Annotated in this window: 3 protein-coding genes; 2 read left to right on the plus strand and 1 reads right to left on the minus strand. The window is 76.5% G+C overall.

Annotation, left to right across the window (positions count from 1 at the left end):
* Window positions 1-207 precede the first annotated feature (207 nt).
* Together CP977_RS03945 and CP977_RS03950 are read left to right on the plus strand one after the other, a co-directional pair.
* Window positions 208-1,905: an ABC transporter ATP-binding protein gene (locus CP977_RS03945; RefSeq protein ID WP_167308993.1), complete on the plus strand. Its 1,698-nt coding sequence runs from the start codon at window positions 208-210 to the stop codon at window positions 1,903-1,905.
* Between the two features lie 62 nt (window positions 1,906-1,967).
* Entirely contained in the window at window positions 1,968-3,824 is a 1,857-nt protein-coding gene (locus CP977_RS03950; protein ID WP_079131455.1) for an ABC transporter ATP-binding protein, read from the plus strand.
* A gap of 120 nt (window positions 3,825-3,944) precedes the next feature.
* On the opposite strand, the gene CP977_RS03955 is transcribed toward CP977_RS03950, so the two are convergent.
* Window positions 3,945-18,200 carry a non-ribosomal peptide synthetase gene (locus CP977_RS03955; protein WP_152369621.1) on the minus strand — a complete coding sequence of 4,752 codons (14,256 nt, stop codon included), beginning with the start codon at window positions 18,198-18,200 and terminating at the stop codon, window positions 3,945-3,947.
* Window positions 18,201-18,239: the final 39 nt, after the last annotated feature.

Genomic DNA, 18,239 nt, shown 5'->3' on the forward strand with positions numbered 1-18,239 from the left:
GGCGGTTGCGCCGCACGTGACTTGACGTGCCGAACAGGTCGACTTAGGCGAGCCTAACCGGATCGCCCCGGCAGGTCAACGCGCCCTCCGGGCCGCCGGTCGCGCACGCACCCCCGGTACGCTGCGGTGTCCTGTTCGGTCCCCTTGGCAGCACCCCTCATTAAGGTAGCCTTACCTAACCATCCTCTCTCTTCGTGGAGGCTCCGCATGCCCGCTGGAGGACCAACGGGGGGCCACGTCCTCCGGAGAGCGCTCGGCGACCAGCGCCGCCGGGTCGGCGGGGCGTCGCTCCTCGCCATGGCCCACCAGGCGTGCGAGGCTCTCGTGCCGGTCGTCATCGGCCTGACCATCGACGAGGCGGTGGGCACCGGGTCCGCCGGAGCGCTGCTGCGCTGGCTGCTCGTCCTCGCCGGGCTCTTCCTCGTCCTCTCCACCTGCTACCGGATCTCCGCCCGGTTCGCCGAGGGGGCGGGCGAGAGCGCCGCGCACCGGATCCGGCAGGACCTCGCCGCCCGGGTCCTCGACCCCAGGGGCGGCGCCGACACCGGGCGGCTCCCGGGCGCGCTGACCGCCGTCGCGACCGGCGACGCCCGCCGGGTCGGCTCGGTCGCCTCCGCCCTGCCGTACGCGCTGTCCGCGCTCACCGGACTCGCCGTCAGCGCGGTGGCCCTGCTCCGCACCTCCGTCCCGCTCGGGCTGCTCGTCCTCCTCGGCGTGCCGCCCCTGCTGTGGATCGGGCACCTCATCAGCCGGCCGCTGGAGCGGCGCAGCGAGGCCGAGCAGGAGCACGCCGCCCACGCGTCCGGAGTCGCCGCCGACCTGGTGGCGGGGCTGCGCGTCCTGAAGGGCATCGGCGCCGAGGGCGCGGCGGTCGCCCGGTACCGGGAGACGAGCCGCAGCTCGCTCGCCTCGGCGCTGCGGGCGGCGAACAGCCGGGCCTGGCACGACGGGGCCATCCTCGCCCTGACGGGCGTCTTCATCGCGGTGATCGGCCTGGTCGGCGCCCATCTGGCGATGCGCGGCACGATCAGCGTGGGCGACCTGGTGGCGGCCGTCGGCCTCGCCCAGTACCTCCTGGGCCCCTTCCAGCTCCTCACCTACGTCAACGGCGAGTTCGCCCAGGCCCGCGCCTCGGCCGACCGGATCGCCGAGGTGCTCGCCTCTCCCCCGGCCGTCGCCGCCGGTACGACCCCGCTCCCCTCCCCCGTCGCCGGGCGGCTGCGGCTGCGGGGCCTGACCCACGGCGCGCTGCGCGGCCTCGACCTCGACGTCGCGCCCGGCAGCGTCGTCGGCGTGGTCTCCCGCGACCCGGCCGCCGCGAACGACCTGCTGCTCTGCCTGGGCCGCGAACGGGAGCCCGACGCCGGGACCGTGGAGCTCGACGGCGTCCCGCTGGCCGACCTCGATCCCGGCGAGGCCCGCCGGGCGGTCCTGGTCGCCCACCACGACGCCGACCTGTTCGAGGACAGCCTCCTCGCCAACGTACGGGCCGGGGCGGACGACGACGCGGCGGACGTCGCCCCCGCGCTCGCCGCCGCGGCGGCGGACGACGTCGCCGAGGCCCTGCCCGACGGCGTGCACACCGTCCTCGCCGAGCGGGGCCGCTCGCTCTCCGGCGGCCAGCGCCAGCGGGTCGCGCTCGCCCGCGCCCTGGCCGCCGACCCCCCGGTCCTGGTCGTCCACGACCCGACCACGGCCGTCGACACGGTCACCGAGGCCCGCATCGCCGTCCGGCTGCGGGAGCTGCGCCGGGGCCGCACCACCCTCCTGGTCACCACCAGCCCGGCCCTGCTCGCCGGGACCGACGTCGTGGTGGTGCTCGACGGGGGGACGGTGGTCGCCGAAGGCAGCCACCCGGAACTCGCCGCCTCCCACGAGACGTACCGCTCGGCGGTGCTGGCGTGACGGCCGGCCGCGACGCGACCGCCCCGGGCGCCGGCGCGAAGGACGAGGACGAAGGACGGACGATGAGCGGACCCGGTACGCCCGAGCACGCGCCCCTGCCCACCGCGACCGGCACGACCGACGGCGCGCCCGCGACCGACACGCCCGAGCGCGCGCTCCTGCCCACCGCGACCGGCGCGCGGACCCTCGCCGTCGTGCGCGGGCTGCTGCGCCGGCACCGGCTGCTCGCCGTGACCTCGCTGGCCGTCCTGGTCGCCGGCACCGGCATCGGACTGCTGACCGCCCCGCTGCTGGGCAGGATCGTGGACCTGGTCGTGGACCGCGGCGGCACGGCCGCGCTGACCGTGCCGATGGTGCTGCTCCTCGCGGTGGCCGTGGCCCGGGGCGTGGCGACCGCCGTCGGCAAGTCGCTGGTGGCCCGGCTCGGCGAGACGGTCCTCGCGGACCTGCGGGAGCGGTTCATCGCCCGGGCGCTGCGGCTGCCGCTCGAACGGGTCGAGAAGGCCGGCTCGGGCGATCTGACGGCCCGGGTGACGGGCGACGTGACGCTGATCGCGCGGGCGGTCCGGCAGGCGCTGCCCGAGTTCGCGAACGCCTTCCTGACCATCGTCCTGACCCTGGTGGGGCTCGCCGTCCTCGACTGGCGGTTCCTGCTCGCCGTCCTCGTCGCCGTCCCGGTGCACGTCCTGACCGTGCGCTGGTACATCCCGCGCGCGGCGCGGATCTACGCCGAGCACCGGGTGGCGACCGGCGCCCTCCAGCACCAGCTGCTCGACAGCGTCGGCGGCGTCCGCACCGTACGGGCGTTCCGGCTGACCGACCGCCACGCCGACCTGCTGGAGAAGCGGTCGGGGGCGGCCGTCGACCTGGCGGCGAGCGGCATGCGCCTGGTCTCCGGCTTCTTCTCGCGTCTGAACGCCGCCGAGTTCCTGGGCATGGCCTCGATCCTCGTCACCGGCTTCCTCCTGGTCGACGCCGGTTCGGTGAGCATCGGCACGGCCACGGCGGCGGCGCTCTACTTCCACGGCCTGTTCAACCCGATCAACGCCGCGCTCTTCCTCATCGACGACGCCCAGTCCGCCGGGGCGAGCCTGGCCCGCCTCGTCGGCGTGTCGAGCCTGCCGGCCGAGCGGGAGCCCGAGGGCCGGCCCGCCGCGCCCGTGGACGGCTCGGTCAAGGTGACCGGCCTCGGCCACGCCTACGTGGACGGCCACCCGGTGCTCCACGAGGTGGACCTCGACGTGCGGTGCGGCGAGCGCGTCGCCCTGGTCGGCGCCAGCGGCGCGGGCAAGACCACGCTCGCCAAACTGATCGCGGGCGTCCACGAGCCGGCGTCCGGCACGATCTCCCTGGGCGGCGTGGACACCCGCGAGCTGGGCCCCGCCGGGGTGCGCCGGGCCGTCACCCTGATCAGCCAGGAGGTCCACGTCTTCTCGGGCACCCTCGCCGAGGACCTGCGCCTGGCCCGCCCGGAGGCCACGGACGAGGAGCTGCGCGCGGCCCTGGACCACGTCGGCGCCCTGGAGTGGGCCGACGCGCTCCCCGAGGGACTTGCGACGGTCGTGGGCGAGGGCGGCCACCGGCTCACGGTGACCCAGGCCCAGCACCTGGCGCTGGCCCGGCTCGTCCTCACGGACGCGCCGGTCGCCCTCCTCGACGAGGCGACCGCCGACGCGGGCAGCGCCGGCGCCCGCGTCCTGGAGACCGCCGCGCTGCGCGCCCTGGAGGGCCGTACGGGCCTGATGGTGGCCCACCGGCTGCCGCAGGCCGCCACGGCGGACCGGATCGTCGTCCTCGACGGGGGTCGGGTGGTCGAGACCGGTACCCACGACGAACTGGTCGCGGCGGGCGGGCACTACGCCGAGCTGTGGTCGGCCTGGTCCGACAGCCGCCGGGAGCCGGCCGCCGTACGGGACTGACGGAAAAGGGTGATGGCCCCCTCCCACCGGGGAGGGGGCCATCACCCGTTTCCGGGCCTCAGTTCCGCCCGGCCGCCGGGCGCGGGTCGGTCCGGCGGGTCTCCCCGTACGGGCCGGCGGTCATGCGTCGTCACTCCTCGTGGACAGGGCGGTGAACAGCTCCGAGAGCGGCTGTTCCGGGTCGGTGACCGCGGCCCGTAGCAGACCCAGGAGTTCGTCGGCGAGCCGGCGCGCCTCGGCGGCGCCGAGCAGGTCGGTCGCGTGGATGAGGGCGCAGTGGACCGGGCCCTCGCCCAGCGGCTCGTAGAAGCTGAGGGTGAGCCGGGCCCGGGTGGAGCCGGTCGGCACGGCGTCGAGGGAGCCGACGCCGCCCTCCAGGCGGTCCAGGTCCGCCTGTTCGTGGTGGATCACCATGACCTGCGGGCCCTCCGGGGGCAGTCCGGCCGCCCGGGCCACCTCCTCGAAGGGGACCTCCTGGTGGTCGAGGGCGCTCAGGGTGGTCTCCCGCACCCGGGCGAGGAGTTCGGCGAAGGTGGGGTCCCCGGCCGTGTCGGTGCGCAGCACGAGCGTGTTGAAGAAGCAGCCCACCAGGTCCGCGAGCCGGTCGTCCGTACGGCCCGCAACCATCGTGCCGAGCGGCAGGTCCGTGCCCGCGCCGTGGGCGGTGAGCAGGGCGGCCAGGGCGGAGTGCAGGACCATGAACATGCTGGTGCCGGTGGTCCGGGCCAGCTCGTCCACGGCCGCGTGCAGCTCCTCGTCCAGGACGAATCCGACGTGGCCCGCGCCGGACGCGGGCGCGTGCGGGGCGCCGGCCGGGGAGGCGGGGAGGGCCGGCTCGGCCGGCGCGTCCTTCAAGGCCCGCCGCCAGTACGCGAGCTGGCCGGCCGCCCTGCTGTCCGGGTCGGCCGGGTCGCCGAGGACCTCGCGGGCCCAGCGGGCGTAGTCGGTGTACGAGACGGGCAGCGGCTCCCAGTCGGGCGCCCGGCCCTCCGTACGGGCCGTGTACGCGGACGTCAGGTCGCGGAAGAGGGGGACGACCGACCATTCGTCGACGGCCAGGTAGTGCAGGGCCAGGAGCAGCGCCTGCCGTCCGTCGGGGCCGGTCAGGAGGTGGGCCCGCAGCGGTGCCTCGCGGTCCGCCACGGGGGCTCCCCCGGCCAGTTCGCGCAGCCGGGCCTCCGGGTCCGCGCTCTCCTCCCGTACGAGGACCGGCGGTGCGGCGTCGGTGAGGTGCAGGACGCCGTCGCGCTCGGCGAAGGCGGTGCGCAGCGGTTCGTGGCGGGCCGCCACGTCGGCGAGCGCGGCCGCCAGGGCCTCCGCGTCCAGGCCGCCGGGCGAGCGGAGCACCAGGGCGTGGTCGAAGGCGGGGGCACGGCGGTACGCGTCCCACTGGAGGCGCTGGACGGGCGCGGCGGGCCGGAGGCCCTCGGGGGCCCCGGCGGGCAGCAGCGCCGGGCGGGCCGCGGCCGCGCCCTTCAGCTTGGCCTCCAGGCCGGCGACCGTGAGGGCGTCGAAGACGTCGCGGATGCTCAGCTCGACCCCGAACTCGGCGCGGATGCGGCCCAGGAGCCGCATCGAGGCCATGGAGTGGCCGCCGAGCGCGAAGAAGTTGTCGTGGACGCCGACCCGGTCGAGGCGCAGGATCTCGCGGAACAGCTCCGCGAGCTTCTCCTGCGTCGCGTTCGCCGGGCGGGTGTCGCCGGTCATGGCGGCCCAGTCCGGCGCGGGCAGCGCCTTCCGGTCGAGCTTGCCGTTGGGGGTGAGGGGCAGCGGGCCGTCGAGCGGGACGACGAGCGCCGGGACCATGTACTCCGGCAGGAGGCCGGCCACGTGGGCGCGCAGCTCCTGCGGGTCGGGCTCCCCCTCCCCCGCCTCCGGGACCGCGTAGCCGACCAGGCGCACGATGTCGCCGGCGCGGTCGGCCACCACGGCGGCCTGGGCCACCGACGGGTGGGAGGTGAGCGCCGCCTCGATCTCGCCGAGTTCGATGCGGAAGCCGCGCACCTTCACCTGGGTGTCGACGCGGCCGAGGAAGTCGACGTTGCCGTCGGCGCGCCAGCGGGCGCGGTCGCCGGTGCGGTACATGCGGCTGCCGGGCGGGCCGTACGGGTCGGCCACGAACCGCTCCGAGGTCAGGCCCGGCTTGCCGAGGTAGCCGCGCGCGAGGCCGCGCCCGGAGACGTACAGCTCGCCCGCGACGCCGGGCGGGACCGGCCTGAGGCGCTCGTCCAGGACGTAGCAGCGGGTGTTGGGGTCGGGCCGGCCGATGGGGACCCGGCCGGACGGGCGGCCCGGGTGCTCGCGGGCGGGCCACAGGGTGGAGTTGACGGTCGCCTCGGTCAGCCCGTACGCGCAGATCAGGTGGGCGGTGGTGCCGAAGCGCTCGAAGAGGTCCGGCGGCACGGTCTCGGTGCCGACGAGGACCGTCGACCCCTCGGGCAGCGCGCAGCCGGGCGGCAGGGCGGAGACGAGGGACGGCGGCAGGATCATGTGGGTGATCCGCTGGTCGGCGAGGAAGTCGGTGAGGGCGGGGCCCGCGACCCGGGCCTCGTCGGTGATCAGGACGAGCCGGCCGCCGTGGCAGAGGGCCATGGCCAGTTCGAAGACGAAGACGTCGAAGCCGACGGAGGCGAACTGCAGGACGCGGCTGTCGCGTTCCAGGCCCATCCGGTCGACGGCGGTGGCGACCAGGCTGGCGATCCCCTCGTGGGGGACGACGACGCCCTTGGGGCGGCCGGTGGAGCCGGAGGTGTAGATGACGTACGCGGCCGAGTCCCGGGCGGCGGGTCCGCCGCCGAGGGGGGTGTCCGGCAGGTCGCGCAGGGCGGTGGCGGTCTCCGGCGCGTCGAGCAGCAGCACCGGGACGCCCGGCACGTCGGGGATCTTGCCCGCGACCGGTTCGGTGCCGACGACCAGGGCCGCGCGCGCGTCCTCGATCATGTACGCGAGCCGGTCGGCCGGGTGGGCGAGGTCGAGCGGCAGGAACGCGGCGCCCAGCCTCATCGCGGCGAGGACCGTGGCGACGGTGTCGACCGAGCGGGGCACGGCCACGCCGACGACGCTCTCGGGCCCGACGCCCCGGGCGGCCAGGAGGGCGGCGACGCGGTCGGCGCGGGCGTCGAGTTCGGCGTACGTCACGGAGCGGGAGCGCTCCACGACGGCGACCGCGTCGGGGCGTTCGGCGCGCCGCCGCGCGAAGAGGGCCGGGAACGTCTCCTCGTCCACCGTGCGGGCCGTGGCGTTGAACTCCTCCAGGACCAGGCGCCGTTCGGCGTCGTCCAGGATCTCGGCCCGGGAGACGGGCCGGTCGGGGGCGGCGACCAGGGCCGCGACGAGGGTCCGGAGGCGTTCGCCGATCCGCTCGGCGGTCTCCCGGTCGAAGAGTTCCGTGGCGTACTCCAGGCGGCAGCCCAGGGAGCCGGGGCCGCCGTCGGCCGGGGTGTGCTCGGTGAAGGAGAAGACCAGGTCGAACTTGGCGGAGCGGATGCGGAAGGGCAGGTACGCGGCGGTCAGGCCGGGCAGGGCGAGGGCGTCGCCGGTGCGGGCGTGGTAGCCGACCATCACCTGGAAGAGGGGGTTGCGGGACAGCGACCGGGTGGGGTTGAGCTTCTCCACCACCGCCTCGAAGGGCACGTCGGCGTGCGAGAACGCGGCGAGGTCGGTCTCCCTGACCCGGGCGAGGAGCGCGGTGAAGCTCGGGTCGCCGCTCAGGTCGGTGCGGAGCACCAGGGTGTTGACGAAGAAGCCGACGAGGTCGTCCAGGGCCTCGTCGCCCCGGCCCGCGATGGGCGCGCCGAGGGGGATGTCGGTGCCGGCGCCCAGGCGGTGCAGGAGGGCGGCCACGGCGGCGTGCGCCACCATGAACATGCTGGAGCCGGTCTCCCGGGCGAGCCGCTTGAGGCCTTCGTGGACGTCGGGGTCGAAGGCGACGTCGAGTTCGGCGCCGGTGAAGGCGGGGCGGGCCGGGCGCGGCCGGTCCGCGGGCAGCTCCAGCTCCTCGGGGGCGCCGTCCAGGGCCGTGCGCCAGTGCTCCAGCTGCCGGGCGGCCCTGCTGTCCGGGTCGGCGGGGTCGCCGAGGAGGCGCTGCTGCCACAGGGCGTAGTCGGCGTACTGGACGGGCAGCGGCTCCCACTCGGGTGCCGTGCCGGCGGTCCGGGCCGCGTAGGCGGTGGCGAGGTCGCGGAGGAAGGGGCGGTCGGACCACTCGTCGGTGGTGATGTGGTGGAGCAGCAGGATCGCGGCGTGGTCCTCGGGGCCGAGTTCCACGAGGGCGGCGCGCAGCGGAAGTTCGGCGGCGAGGTCGAAGGGCCGGTTGACGGCCGTGTCGACCAGGCCGGGCAGCTCGTCCTCGGTGGCGGTGAGCCGTTCGACGGCGGGCCGTGCCTCCCCGGCGGGCAGCACCCGCTGGAACACCCGGCCGTCGCGCTCCGCGAAGACGGTGCGCAGGGCCTCGTGCCGGGCGGTGACGTCGGCCAGGGCGGTCTCCCAGGCGTCGGCGTCGAGGGGGCCGCGCAGCCGCAGGACGAGCGGAAAGTTGTAGGCGGCGGAGGTGGACTCGATCCGCTGGACGACCCAGAGGCGCTGCTGGGCGTGGGAGAGCGGCAGTTCGTCGGGGCGCTCGCCGGCGGTGAGGGCGGGCCGGGCGGGTCCCGCGGCCCGGTCGGCGCGCTCGATCAGCTCGGCGGCCGTGGGGGCCTCGAACAGGTCGCGGATGGCGAGTTCGGCGGCGAGCGCGGTACGGGCGCGGCTGACGAGGCGGGTGGCGAGGAGCGAGTGCCCGCCGAGGTCGAAGAAGTCGTCGTCGATGCCGACGGCGCCCTCGGGCAGTCCCAGGACCTCGGCGAAGAGGGCGCACAGCGTCTCCTCGCGCGGGGTGCGCGGGGCGCGGCCGGCTCCCGCGGCGCGGGCGAGGTCGGGGGCGGGCAGGGCGCGGACGTCGAGCTTGCCGTTGACGGTCAGCGGCAGGGTGTCCACGGCGACGAGCGCGGCCGGGACCATGTAGTCGGGCAGGGCGGCCTTGAGGTGGGAGCGGAGGGCCTGCGGGTCGGGCGCCTCCCGGTCCCCCTCCGGCACGTAGTAGCCGGCCAGGCGCTTCGTGCCGGTGTCGGTGTTGACGACGACCGCCGCGTGGGCGACTCCGGGGTGGGAGGACAGGGCCGTGGCGATCTCGCCGAGTTCTACGCGGTAGCCGCGGATCTTGACCTGGTCGTCGGTGCGGCCGAGGAAGTCGAGGAGTCCGTCGGGCCGCTGCCGCACCAGGTCGCCGGTGCGGTACATCCGCTCGCCGGGCGCCCCGAAGGGGTCCGCGACGAAGCGCTCGGCGGTGAGGCCGGGGCGGTCGTGGTAGCCGCGGGCCAGGCCGGTGCCCGCGATGTACAGCTCGCCGGGGCAGCCCGGCGGGACCGGGCGCAGCATGGAGTCGAGGACGTGGGCGCGGGTGTTGCGGATGGGCCGGCCGACCGTGGGGGTCGCGCTGTCGGCCGTCGAGCCGCCGAGGGTGTTGATGGTGTACTCGGTCGGCCCGTACAGGTTGTAGCCGTAGCAGCCGTCGGTGTCCCGCAGCCGGTTCCACACGGTGTCGGAGACGGCCTCGCCGCCGAGCAGGACCAGGGCGGGCCGGTGCCTGCCCGTGGCCCCGTCCTCGTCCAGGAGGCCCTCCTCCACGAGGAGTTGGGCGTAGGTGGGGGTGACGTTGACGACGTCGATCCGGTGCCGGTCGCAGTAGGCGACCAGGGCCTCGGCGTCGCGGCGCAGCTCCTCGTCGCAGACGTGCACCTCGTGGCCCTCGACGAGCCAGAGCAGCTCCTCCCAGGACATGTCGAAGGCGAAGGAGACGGTGTGCGCGATGCGCAGGCGCCGTCCGCCGGCCGAGGCGACGGCCGGGGCGAAGACCTCCTCCTGGTGGTTGAGCTGCATGTTCGTCAGGCCCCGGTAGGGGGTGACGACGCCCTTGGGACGGCCGGTGGAGCCGGAGGTGTAGATGACGTACGCCGGGTGCTCCAGCCGGTCCGGCACGTCGTGGGCGAACGCGGGCCGTTCGGCGTCCGCGAGCGGGCCGCCGTCCAGGGCGTCGAGTTCGGCGGCGACGGCCGGGTCGTCCAGGAGGACCGCGGGCGCGCCGGCGTCCAGGGCGGTGGCGACGGACGCGGTGGAGACCAGGCAGAGGGGGCCGGTGTCCTCGACCATGAGGCGCAGCCGGTCGGCCGGGTGGTCGAGGTCGAGCGGCAGGTAGGCGGCGCCGGTGCGCAGGACGGCGAAGAGGGCGGCGACCATGTCGAGGGAGCGGGGCAGCGCGAGCGCCACGACCTTCTCGGGCCCGGCGCCCCGGGCGAGCAGCAGCCGGGCGATCCGGTTGACGCGCGCGTCGAGTTCCGCGTAGGTGAGGGAGCGCTCGCCGAAGACGAGGGCGGTGTCGTCGGGGGTGCGGGCGACCTGGGCCGCGAGCATGTCGGCGACGGTCTCGTTCGGCACGGGCTCGCGTCCGGCGGCGAGTCCGGCCGTCAGGGCGGTGCGTTCGGCCGGGAGCAGCAGGTCGAGGGCGGCGGTGCGGACGGTGGCGGCGTCGGGGCCGTCGAGGAGGTTCGCGAGCCGTTCCAGGACGGCCGTGAACCGGTCGAGGACGGTGGTGGCGGCCTCGGCGTCGAACAGGTCGGGGCGGGCCGCCAGGGTGACCCGGAGCCGGGTGCCGGGGGTGACGATCAGGGTCAGCGGGAAGTGGGTGCCGTCGACGTTGGAGACGCCGGTGATGCCGTGGCGGCGCCGGAGTTCGGCGGCCCGGTCCTCGCCGTCGGCGGAGCGCAGTACGAAGAGGGTGTCGAAGAGGCGCCGGTGGCCGGTCTCCCGCTGGAGGGTGCCGAGGCCGACGTACTCGTACGGCATGACGGCGGCGCGCTCGGTCTGGAGGCGGCGCAGCAGGTCGAGCAGCGGCTCGTCGGGGGCGAACGCGGTGCGGGCCGGGACGGTGTTGAGGAACATACCGATGATGCCGGCGGCGTTCGGCAGGTCGGCGGGGCGGCCGGCGACCGCCGTGCCGAAGGCGACGTCGGGGCGGCCGGTGGTGGTGGAGAGGACCAGGCCCCAGGCGGCGTTGAGGACCGTGTTCGGGGTGAGGCCGTGGCGGCGGGTGGCGGCCCGCAGCCGGTCGGTCGTCGCCTCCGTGAGGACCGCGTCGTGGTCGGCCGGGATGACCGGGCCCGCGTCGCGGCCGGTGGGGGCGACCAGGGTCGGTTCGCCGAAACCGGCGAGGGCGCCGCGCCAGGCGTCGACGGCCTCGGCGGTGTCCTGGCCGTCCAGCCAGGCGAGGTAGTCGCGGTACGAGCCGGGGGCGGGCAGCCCGGTGGGGTCGCCGCCGTTCTCGTACAGGGTGAACAGCTCCTCCAGGAAGAGCCAGGCGGACCAGCCGTCCCACAGGATGAGGTGGTGGGTGACGACGAGCCGGTCCCGGCCTTCGGGGAGGCGGATCAGGCGGAGGCGGCAGAGCGGCGGGGCCGCCAGGTCGAAGCGCCGGCGCCGGTCGGCCGCGAGGAGTTCCTCCACGCGCGCGTGGCCCTCGTCGGCGGACAGCGCGGACAGGTCGGTCTCGGTCAGCGGGATCTCGGCGCCGTCCACGACGAACTGGACGGGCCGGGGCAGGCCGTCGCCGGTGAATCCGGCGCGCAGGCCCTCGTTGCGGTCGAGGAGCGTCCGGCAGGCGGCGCGCAGCCGGTCGGCGTCGAGGCGGTGGTCGAGGTCCAGGGTCTCCTGCGACAGGTAGACGTCGAGGGCGTCCCCGGTGTCGTAGGTGGCGTGGAAGTACATGCCCTCCTGGAGCGGGGAGAGCGGCCAGACGTCGGCGACGGGCAGCCCCGCGGTCTCGGCGACGCGGGCGGTCTCCTCGTCGGTCAGCTCCAGGCCGCCGAGCGGGGCGGCCGGGACCGGGGACTCCTGGGGGGTGTCCGCGGCGGCGGTGAGCCGGTCGAGGAGGGCCTGGAGGGCGGGATCGACCTGGTTCTGCTGGGCGAGGACGGCCCGGAGCGCGGCGGCGGCCTGTCCGGCGTCGGTGGCGGTGACGGTCACGGCCGGGGGCTCGGGGCCTTCCACCGGCTCGGGTGCGGCCGGGGCCGCCGCCGCGAGGGCGGCGGGCGTGCGGTGCCGGAAGACGTCGCGCGGGCTGATCGTGAGTCCCCTCTCGCGGGCCCCGGTCGCGACGGCGATCGAGGTGAGGCTGTCGCCGCCGAGCACGAAGAAGTCGTCGTCGGCGCCGATGTCCGGGATGCCGAGGACGGCGGCGAAGACCTCGCACAGGGCGCGTTCGCGGGCGTCGCGGGGCGGGCGTCCGCCGGCCCGGGGGGCGACGGAGGGCGCGGGCAGGGCGTTCTGGTCGAGCTTGCCGCTGGGCGTCAGGGGCAGCGCGTCGAGGACGACGACGGCGCCCGGCACCAGGGGGGCGGGCAGGGCGCCGGCGAGCGCGTCGCGCAGGGCGTCGGCGTCCGGCGCGGGCGCGCCGGGGGCGGGCACGGCGTAGCCGACGAGGGCGCCGTCGCGGACGATCACGGCCGCGCGGGCCACGCCGGGCAGGCCGGCGAGGGCGGTCTCGATCTCGCCGGGCTCGACGCGGTTGCCCCGGATCTTGACCTGCCGGTCGGTGCGGCCGAGGTACTCGACGGCGCCGTCGGCCCGGCGGCGGACGAGGTCGCCGGTCCGGTACATCCGCTCGCCGGGCGCCCCGAAGGGGTCGGCGACGAACCGTTCGGCGGTCAGGGCGGGCCGGCCGTGGTAGCCGCGCGCCAGCTGGACCCCGGCGAGGTACAGCTCGCCGGGCACGCCGTCCGGGACGGGCCGCAGGAAGGGGTCGAGCACGTGCAGGCGCGTGTTCCAGACGGGTCGGCCGATCGGGACGGCGGGCTCGTCGGCGCCCTCGTACGGGAAGTGCGTGACGTCGACGGCGGCCTCGGTGGGCCCGTACAGGTTGTGCAGCGGTACGGGTCCCCGGCCGGGCCGGGTCGTCAGCTCCGCCCAGCGGCGGGCGTCGGGGCCGGTGAGCGCCTCGCCGCTGCAGAAGACCCTGCGCGGGGTCGCCGCCCAGTCGGGGCCGCCGGGCGCGGCCTCCAGGGCCTGGACGAAGGCGGCCAGCATCGAGGGGACGAAGTGCAGGGTGGTGATCCGCTCGGCGCGGACCAGTTCGGCCAGGTAGCCGGGGTCGCGGTGGCCGTCGGGGCGGGCGAGGACGACGGTGGCGCCCTCGGTCAGGGCCCAGAAGAACTCCCACACGGACACGTCGAAGCTCGCCGGGGTCTTCTGGAGGACCCGGTCGTCGGCGGTCAGCCCGTACTCCCCCTGCATCCAGGCGAGGCGGTTGACGATCGCCCGGTGGGTGACGGCGACGCCCTTGGGGCGGCCGGTGGAGCCGGAGGTGTGGATCAGGTACGCGGGGTGGTCGGGGCCCGCCTCCGTGCGGGGCGGATCCGTGTGGGGTGCGTCGGGGGCCTCCTCCTCGCGGTCCACGAGGACGGGGGCGAGGCCCGGGACGCCGGGGAGCCGGCCGACGGCCCCCGTGGTGGTGACGACCGTGCGCGCGCCGGAGTCGGCGAGCACGAACGCGACCCGGTCGGCGGGGTGGTCGAGGTCGACGGGCACGTAGGCGGCGCCCGCCTTGTGGACGCCGAGGAGCGCGACCATCAGCTCGGCCGAGCGGGGCACCGCGACGGCGACGAACTCCTCGGGGCCCGCGCCCCGGGCCCGCAGCCGCCGGGCCAGGGCCTCGGCGCGCCGGTCGAGTTCCGCGTACGTGAGGGTGGCGCCCTCGTACACGACGGCGGGCGCGTCGGGGGTCCGGGCCGCCTGGGCGGCGAAGAGCGAGGCGAGGGTGGCGTCCGGGTCGGGCAGCGGGTGGTCGGTGGCGTTCAGCGCGGCGAGGCGGTCCGTCTCCCGGTCGGAGAGGAGTCCGATCCGGGCGGTCGGGCGGGCGGGGTCGGTGGCGAAGGTGCGCAGCAGCGCCTCGAAGCGGCGCGCGAGGACGGCGACGGTCAGCCGGTCGAGGCGGTCCGGGTCGTGGGTGAAGCGGAGCGACAGGTGTCCGTCGCGGGGCTCGGCGACGAGCGCGAGCGGGTAGTGGACGGCGTCGATCACCTCGGTGCCGGTGACGAGCGGTTCACGGGCGGGGGCGTCGGCCGGGTGGTTCTCCAGGACGACGAGGGTGTCGAAGAGTTCGCCGCCGCCCGCGAGCCGCTGGATGTCGGCGAGGCCGAGGTGCTGGTGGTCGAGGAGCGCCGCGTGGGCGTCCTGGACGCGCCGCAGCAGCTCCGCGAGCGGTTCTTCGGGGCGCGGCCGGACGCGGACGGGGACGGTGTTGACGAAGAGGCCCACGGCCGCGTCCAGGCCCTCGACCTCGGTGGTGCGGCCGGAGACGGTGGTGCCGAAGACGACGTCCCGGCTGCCGGTCAGGCCGCCGAGGAGGAGGGCCCAGGCGCCGTTGAGGACGGTGCTCAGGGTGAGGCCCTCGCGGCGGGCGCGGGCGGTCAGTTCGGCGGTGAGGGCCTCGGGCAGGCGCACGTCGACGCGCTCGGTCCGGGCGCGCGGCGCCTGCTCGCCGTCCCCCGCGGCGGTCCCGGCGAGGGCGGGCAGCCGGGTCGGTTCCTCCAGGCCGGCCAGCGCCTCGCGCCAGGCGGCGCGGGCGGCGTCGCGGTCGCGCGTGGCCAGCCAGGCCAGGTAGGGGCGCGGGTCGGCGGGCGCGGGCAGGGTCTCCCCCGCGTACGCGGCGGTCAGTTCGCGCAGCAGGACGGTGACGGACCAGGCGTCGGCGACGATGTGGTGCAGGGTGAGCAGGAGCCGGTGGCGGTGTCCGTCGCGGACCAGGGTGGCGCGCAGCAGCGGCGGTGCGGCAAGGTCGAAGCCCCGGTCCCGGTCCTGTCGCAGGATCTCGTCCAGGCCGGTGCGGGCCGTGTCCGCCTCGTACCAGGGGAGGGTCGCGCGGTCCGCGAGGCGCTGGACGACCTCGCCGCCGGGCAGCTGCCGGAAGGAGGCGCGCAGCAGCGGGTGGCGGTCGAGGAGCAGCTGGAGGGCGGCGCGCAGCCGGTCCGGGGCGACGGGCTCCGCGAGGTCCAGGAGTTCCTGGACCACGTACAGGTCGTCGGCGTCCTCGTCGTACACCGCGTGGAAGAAGAAGCCTTCCTGGAGCGGTGAGACGGGCAGGGCGTCCTCGTCGAGGGCGGGGGCCGGGAGCGGCGCGGGTCCGGTGGCGACGGGGGCGGCGTGCGCGGCGAGGGCGGCGACCGTGCGGAGCCGGAAGACGTCGCGCGGGGTGAGCGCGAGGCCGGTGGCGCGGGCGCGGTTGACGAGCTGGATGGCGACGATGCTGTCGCCGCCCAGTTCGAAGAAGCTGTCGTGGACGCCGACCGACGGCAGGCCGAGGACCTCGGCGAAGAGCGCGGCGAGCGCGGTCTCGGCGGGGGTGGTGGGGGCGTCGTCGCCGGCCATGGCCGTCCACCGGGGTTCGGGCAGGGCGCGGCGGTCGAGCTTGCCGTTGGGGGTGAGCGGCAGGGGTCCGTCGAGGCGGACGAGGGCGGAGGGGACCATGGGGTCGGGGAGGGTCGCGGCGATCCGGGTACGGGCCTCGGCGACGGCGGCGTCGGCCGCCTCGGTGTCCGTGCCCGCCTCGGCCACGAGGTAGCCGACGAGGCGCTTGACGCCCCGGTGGTCGTCGCGGACGAGGACGGCGGCCTGGGCGATGCCGGGGCAGGCCATGAAGGCGCTCTCGACCTCGCCGGGTTCGACGCGGTGGCCGCGGATCTTGATCTGGCCGTCGGCGCGGCCGAGGAATTCGAGGTTGCCGTCGGCGCTCCAGCGGACCCGGTCGCCGGTGCGGTACATGCGGGCGCCGGGCTCGTCGGCGTACGGGTCGGCGACGAAGCGCTCCGAGGTGAGCCCCGGGCGTCCCAGGTAGCCGCGGGCGAGGCCGCGCCCGCCGACGTACAGCTCGCCCTCGGCGCCGGCGGGGACGGGCCGCAGGGCCGAGTCGAGGACGTAGGCGCGGGTGTTGGGGTCGGGGCGGCCGATGGGGGCGGGTCCCGGCCGGTCGGCGTCGGCGGGCCAGAGGGTGGAGTTGACGGTGGCCTCGGTGAGGCCGTAGGCGACGACGACGCGGACGCGTCCGGCCCAGCGGGCGACGAGTTCGCCGGGGACCGCCTCGGTGCCGACGACGAGGACGGAGCCGTCGGGCAGGTCGCACTCCGGCGGCAGCGCGGAGACGAGGGAGGGCGGCAGGATCATGTGGGTGGCGCGGTGGCGGGCGATGTAGTCCGTGAGGGCCGGTCCGGCGACGCGGCGCTCGGTGGGGACGAGGATCACCCGGCCGCCGACGCACAGGGACATGACGAGGTCCCAGACGGTCACGTCGAAGCCGGCGGAGGCGAACTGCACGATCCGGCTGTCGGCGGTGACGCCGATGCGGTCGGTGGCGGTGGCGATCAGGCTGCCGACGCCGTCGTGGGAGACGACGACGCCCTTGGGGCGGCCGGTGGAGCCCGAGGTGTAGATGACGTACGCGGCGTGGTCGAGCGTCACCGGGACGGCGGGGTCCGCCGGGTCGAGGGCGTCGCGTTCGGCGGCCGTGGCCGGGTCGTCGAGCAGGACGCGGGCGACACCCGGCGCGTCGGGCAGGGCGTCGGACAGTTCGCGGGTGGTGACGACCGTGCGGGCGCCCGCGTCCTCCAGCATGTAGGCGATGCGGTCCCGGGGGTGGTCGGCGTCGAGCGGCAGGTAGGCGGCGCCGGCCTTCATGACGGCGAGGAGGGCGACGACCAGGTCCGGGGAGCGGGGCAGGGCGACGGCGACGACGTCCTCGGGGCCCGCGCCCCGGGCGGCGAGGAGCCGGGCGAGGCGGTTCGCGGCGGCGTCCAGCCCGGCGTACGTCAGCTCCTCGTCCTCGCAGACGAGGGCGACGGCGTCGGGGGCGAGGCGGACCCGCTCGGCGAAGGCGGCGGGCCAGGTCGTCTCGGGGGCGGGCCGGGGCGAGACGCCGAACTCGCCGAGCAGCCGGGCGCGTTCCTCCGGGGAGGTCAGTTCGATGTGGCCGACGGGCCGGTCGGGGTCCTCGGTGAGGGCGTCCAGGACGGCGAGGAAGTGCCGCCGGTGCCCGGCGAGGGCCGCCTCGTCGCAGGCGTCGGCGTCCGCGTCGAAGTGGACGCGGAGGCCTTCGGGGTCCCCGAGGTCCCCGAAGGTGAGGGTCAGGTCGCCGACCGGGCCGAGCCAGTGCGGGACGAACTCGGCCTCGGCGCCGTCGAAGCGGACGCCGTCGGGCTGGGGCAGGACGTTGACGGTGGGGCCGACGAGTTCCCGTACGCCGTCGGTGAGGCCGAGGTCCCTGGCGAGGTCCTCGGCGCGGTAGCGGCTGTGGGCGAGGAGTTCGGAGACGGCCGTGGCGACGGTGTCCAGGAGCCGGTCGGCGGTGGTGTCGGGGCGGACGGCGAGGCGCAGCGGCAGGATGTTGGAGACCATGCCGGGGACGTCCCGCGTCGCGGGGTCCCGGCGGGCGGTGACGGGGAGGCCGAGGACGAGGTCCCGTTCGCCGGTGGCGCGGTGCAGGTGGACGGCGGCGGCGGTGAGCAGGAGGCGGGACGGGGGCACGCCGGCCTCGTCCGCGCGGGCGCGCAGCCGGGCGACGGCCTCGGGGCCGAGGACGGCGGTGTCGCGGACGCGGCGGCGCATGGGGGCGGTCGCGCGCGGGACGAGGCGGACCGGCTCGGGCCGGCCGGCCATCCGCTCCCGCCAGTACGCGCGGTCCGCCGCGTGCTGCTCGGAGGAGGCGTACGCGGCGTCGGCGGCGACGAGCCGGGTCAGGGACCAGTCGGGGGCCGGGGCCGCGTCGCCGAGGGTGTGCAGGTCGCCGGCGCGGCGGCTGATCAGGGCGACGCCGGCGCCGTCGATCAGGAGGTGGTGGTAGCGCTGGTACCACCAGATCCGGTCGTCGGCGAGCCTCAGGAGGGCCTGGGCGAACAGCGGGCCGCCGGCCGGGTCGGCGGGGCGGTCGGGGCCGGCGAGGGGGTCAAGGCCGGCAGGGCGGTCGCGGTCGGCCTCCATCCAGCGGTGGGCGGCCGCCTCCGGGTCGGTCTCGCCCCGCAGGTCGACGTGGGCCACCTCGACGGGGAAGCGGGTGGGGATCTGGCGCGGGGTGCCGTCGGCGTCGGTGACGCGGACGTGCAGGCTCTCCGCCTCCTCCACGGCCCGCCGGACGGCGGTCGCGAGGCGGTCGGGGTCGACGTCTCCGCGGAGTCTCAGGACGAACGCGATGTGGTAGGCCGAGCCGTCCGGCTCGATCTGCTGGGCCAGCCAGATTCCGGACTGTCCGCCCGTGAGGGGGAGTCCGGCGGCGGTCGTCCGGTCCGACTCGGCGTCAAACATCGTTCGAGGGTGCCTTTCCCTGGTGGTGCGTCGGTGGGG

This window comes from Streptomyces cinereoruber, assembly GCF_009299385.1.
In the GTDB taxonomy this organism is placed as follows: Bacteria; Actinomycetota; Actinomycetes; order Streptomycetales; family Streptomycetaceae; genus Streptomyces; species Streptomyces bikiniensis.

Excerpts from the sequence above, each read along its gene's own strand:
- CP977_RS03945 (WP_167308993.1), top strand. The coding sequence starts at position 208 with ATGCCCGCTGGAGGACCAACGGGGGGCCACGTCCTCCGGAGAGCGCTC.
- CP977_RS03950 (WP_079131455.1), top strand. The coding sequence starts at position 1,968 with ATGAGCGGACCCGGTACGCCCGAGCACGCGCCCCTGCCCACCGCGACC.
- CP977_RS03955 (WP_152369621.1), bottom strand. The coding sequence starts at position 18,200 with ATGTTTGACGCCGAGTCGGACCGGACGACCGCCGCCGGACTCCCCCTC.